Below are 4,176 nucleotides of genomic sequence, written 5' to 3'. Positions count from 1 at the left end.
CCCCGCCGCATCCGCAGGATCTGCAACTCTTTCAAAGCACCTTTGGCGGCACCGTTCGCTTCAACCAGGCCAGCAACCAGCTGATCGCCCCGGCGAGCCACGCTGTGCTGCCCCTGCAGGACGCGAGCGCCGAGGTGCATGCCCGGCTGCTGGCCGTGGCCGAAGAACGCCTGGCGCAAATGGCCTGCGCCCCCGACACCTGGTTGGGCATGGTCGAGCACACCATCCGACGCGCCCTGGAGAACTCGCGCCCGAGCCTGACCCAGGTGGCCGCGTCATTGGGCGTGGCCCCTCGCACGCTGCAGCATCGGCTGGACCAGGAGGGGCTTCAGTTCCGTCAATTGGTCGATCGGCTGCAGCAAGAGCGCGCCTTGCGCCTGCTCGGTCAAGCACAGCTGTCGGTGGCCGACGTGGCCCTCAAGCTCGGGTTCGCCAACCAAAGCGCCTTCAACCACGCCTTCAAGCGCTGGACAGGCGAGGCCCCGGGCGCCTGGCGCAACGCCCAGCGCACCGAGCGCCCATGAAAAAAGCCGAGGGCGGTGAACCCTCGGCTTTCGCGGCAGGCGCCAGGAATCAGGCCACGACCTGGGCCAGCTTGCCGCTGGCGTAGGCCGCAGCGATGTCCACCAGCGAGATCGCCTTGATCTTGCCAGCCTGGCCTTCGCAGCCGAACTCGATGTAACGCTGCTTGCACACGGCCTTGGCGGCTTCGCGGGCGGGCTTGAGCCACTCGCGGGCGTCGAACTTGTCCGGGTTCTCGAACATGAACTTGCGCACGGCACCGGTCATCGCCAGGCGGATATCGGTGTCGATGTTGATCTTGCGCACGCCGTGCTTGATGGCTTCTTGAATTTCTTCAACCGGCACGCCGTAGGTTTCCTTCATCTTGCCGCCGTACTGGTTGATGATGGCCAGCAGCTCGGCGGGCACGGAAGACGAGCCGCGCATCACCAGGTGGGTGTTGGGGATGCGCTGGTGGATTTCCTTGACGCGGCTGATGGCCAGGATGTCGCCCGTGGGCTTGCGCGAGAACTTGTAGGCGCCGTGGCTGGTGCCGATGGCGATCGCCAGGGCGTCCAATTGCGTGGCCTTGACGAACACGGCGGCTTCTTCGGGGTCGGTCAGCATCTGGCTGTGGTCCAGCTTGCCTTCGGCGCCGATGCCGTCTTCTTCGCCGGCTTCACCGGTTTCCAGGTTGCCCAGGCAGCCCAGCTCGCCTTCCACGGTCACACCGACCTTGTGGGCCATTTCCACGACCTTGCGGGTCACTTCGACGTTGTAGTCAAAGTCGGCCGGGGTCTTGCCGTCTTCCTTGAGCGAGCCGTCCATCATCACCGAGCCGAAGCCCAGGTCGATGGCGCCTTGGCAGATCTTGGGGCTGGTGCCGTGGTCCTGGTGCATGACCAGGGGGATGTGCGGGTAGGCTTCGACAGCAGCCTGGATCAGGTGCTTGATGAAGGATTCGCCGGCGTACTTGCGGGCGCCTGCGGAGGCTTGCAGGATCACGGGGGCGCCGACTTCATCGGCCGCTGCCATCACGGCCTGGACCTGCTCCAGGTTGTTGACGTTGAACGCCGGGATGCCGTAGTTGTGTTCGGCGGCGTGGTCCAGCAGCTGGCGCATGGAAACGAGTGGCATGGAAATCCCCAAATCGGACAGAAGGATGACGAAAAAGCCGCGTCGGCTGGGGTGCGCTCGTGGCGCCGCCAGCCGACCCGGCCCTGAAAACCGTCCGCGATTCTAACGAGGCTCGTCAGCCGGGCCCATCCCCGGTTTCAGGAGCGCCAGGTGGCCGGCGCCTTGACCTCGCACACCTTGAGCATGTTGGTGCCCCCCGGGTGACCCATGGGCTCGCCACAGGTGATGGCGTAGGTGTCGCCCGGGCGCAGCACGCCCTGTTCGACCAGGATGGCCTCGGCCTTGTCCAGGGCCTCGTCGCGGTCGGTGAAGCTGGGCACCAGCAGCGGGCGCACGTTGCGGTAAAGCGCCATCTTGCGCAGCGAGATCGGCTGGGCCGTCAACGCAAAGATGGGCACGTGGATCTTGTGGCGGCTCATCCACAGCGCGGTCGAGCCCGACTCGGTCAGCGCGATGATGGCCTTGCAGCCCAAATGGTGGGCGGTGAACAGCGCGCCCATGGCGATCGACTGGTCGATGCGCGCAAAGGTTTTGTTGCTGAAATCGGCATCCAGCGACACCTCTTCGGCCCATTCGGCTTCGGTGGCGATGTTGGCCATCTGTTCCACGGTTTCGACCGGGTACTTGCCGGCCGCCGTCTCGGCGCTGAGCATGACGGCGTCGGTGCCGTCGAGCACGGCGTTGGCCACGTCCGACACCTCGGCGCGCGTGGGCACCGGGTTGACGATCATCGACTCCATCATCTGCGTGGCGGTGATGACGACCTTGTCCATGTCCCGAGCCAGCCGGATCATGCGCTTTTGCAGTGCCGGCACGGCGGCGTTGCCCACCTCCACGGCCAGGTCACCCCGGGCCACCATGATGCCGTCCGAGGCCTTGAGGATGGTCTCCAGGTTGGGGATCGCTTCGGTGCGCTCGATCTTGGCGATCAGCGCCGGGCGGTGCTTCCAGGGCTCGCCGGCCACGTTGCACAGCTGGCGCGCCATTTCCATGTCGGTGGCGTTCTTGGGGAAGGACACGGCGATGTAGTCGCACTGAAAGCTCGCCGCCGTCTTGATGTCTTCCATGTCCTTGGCTGTCAACGCGGGCGCGGTCAGGCCGCCGCCCTGCTTGTTGATGCCCTTGTTGTTGGACAGCTCGCCGCCGAGTTTGACCTTGGTGTGCACCTCGTCGCCCTTGACCACTTCGACCGTCAGCACGATCAGGCCGTCGTTGAGCAAGAGCGTGTCGCCGGGTTTGACGTCGCGCGGCAGCTCCTTGTAGTCCAGGCCGACACCGCCGATGTCACCCGGTTCGGTGCGGCTGGCGTCCAGCACGAAGGGCTGACCGGGTTCCAGCATGACCTTGCCTTCGGCGAACTTGCCGACGCGGATCTTGGGGCCCTGCAGGTCGGCCATGATGGCCACCACCTTGCCCGCTCGGGCTGCCGCCTCGCGCACCAGCTGCGCGCGATCGATGTGGTCCTGCGCCTTGCCATGCGAGAAGTTCAGCCGCACCACGTCGACCCCGGCTTTCAGCATCGCATCCAGCACCTCGGGGGTGGAAGAGGCTGGGCCCAGGGTGGCGACGATCTTGGTGGCACGTGGCATGGTGAAGGGTTTCGAGAGTCAGGTTGACCACCAGTGTCACACCAAATCCCACAAGGTGAATCGCGGAAAAACCGCACGATCACCGACTGTGGCAATGCATCACGGACGCGTCACGAAAGCAGCATGAACCGGACATGAAGCGGGCATGAACGGGCCTGCATCACGCCCCGCACCACCGCGGCAGGCCTGGGTTCGGCAACCGGGCGTCAACCCGCTTACACTTTTTGGCATCCCGACGCCGAACTTGCACGCCACCCGGCATGAGCCCCCCCAAGCGCACCATCGTCTTCTCGCACGCCAACAGCTTCCCGGCCAGCACCTACCGAGTGCTGTTCGATGGCTGGCGAGCGGCGGGCTTCGAGGTGCGCGCCATCGACAAGCTCGGCCACGACCCGCGTCACCCGGTCACCACCGACTGGCCGCACCTGGTCGAGCAGCTCAAGCAGTTCATCGAGCACGAGGTCAACGAGCCCGCCTACCTGGTCGGCCATTCACTGGGCGGCTACCTGAGCATGATGGTGGCCAACCGCCACCCGCACCTGGCGCGCGGCGTGGTCGTGCTCGACTCACCGCTGCTGCACGGCTGGAAGGCCACCGGCATCGCCCTGGCCAAGCAGACCCGCACCATGGGTCAGGTGATGCCCTCACGCATCTCGGCCCAGCGCACCCAGGAGTGGCCCAACCAGCGCGCCGTGCACGAGCACTTCTCCGCCAAGCGCAAGTTCGCAGCGTTCGATCCCGCCGTGTTGGCCGATTACCTGGCGCGCGGCACGGAAGGCCACGCCGACGGCCGCGCCCGCCTGCTGAGCTTTCGCCGCGAGGTCGAGACCGCCATCTACAACACCATGCCGCACGGCCTGCTGCAGGAATTCAAACGCCACCCCTTCCAGTGCCCGGTGGCCTTCATCGGCGGCACCCGCTCGCGTGAATCACGGCTGGTCGGCCTCTC

4 protein-coding genes are annotated in these 4,176 nt (G+C 65.9%); 2 read left to right on the top strand and 2 right to left on the bottom strand.

What is annotated here, in order from left to right:
* The coding region (locus tag B2W70_RS03650) for a helix-turn-helix transcriptional regulator (protein WP_286742964.1) at window positions 1-524 on the top strand (524 nt) is incomplete at its 5' end.
* A 49-nt stretch (window positions 525-573) separates the two neighbouring features.
* On the opposite strand, the gene fba is transcribed toward B2W70_RS03650, so the two are convergent.
* Both fba and pyk read right to left on the bottom strand, forming a co-directional pair.
* On the bottom strand, window positions 574-1,638 hold the full coding sequence (gene fba / locus B2W70_RS03645) for a class II fructose-bisphosphate aldolase (RefSeq protein WP_286742962.1): 1,065 nt from the start codon (window positions 1,636-1,638) through the stop codon (window positions 574-576).
* Between the two features lie 137 nt (window positions 1,639-1,775).
* On the bottom strand, window positions 1,776-3,227 hold the full coding sequence (pyk, locus tag B2W70_RS03640) for a pyruvate kinase (protein WP_286742959.1): 1,452 nt from the start codon (window positions 3,225-3,227) through the stop codon (window positions 1,776-1,778).
* A gap of 260 nt (window positions 3,228-3,487) precedes the next feature.
* On the opposite strand from pyk, the gene B2W70_RS03635 reads away from it, so the two are divergent.
* Window positions 3,488-4,176, top strand: a 689-nt coding sequence (locus tag B2W70_RS03635; protein ID WP_286742957.1) for an alpha/beta hydrolase, incomplete at its 3' end; no start/stop codon positions are given.

The organism is Aquabacterium sp. UBA2148 (genome assembly GCF_002328915.1).
Lineage (GTDB): Bacteria > Pseudomonadota > Gammaproteobacteria > Burkholderiales > Burkholderiaceae_C > Aquabacterium > Aquabacterium parvum.
Note: the sequence above shows the minus strand (reverse complement) of the source record. Positions and strands in the feature narration are given on the sequence as shown.

Excerpts from the sequence above, each read along its gene's own strand:
- pyk (WP_286742959.1), bottom strand. The coding sequence starts at position 3,227 with ATGCCACGTGCCACCAAGATCGTCGCCACCCTGGGCCCAGCCTCTTCC.
- fba (WP_286742962.1), bottom strand. The coding sequence starts at position 1,638 with ATGCCACTCGTTTCCATGCGCCAGCTGCTGGACCACGCCGCCGAACAC.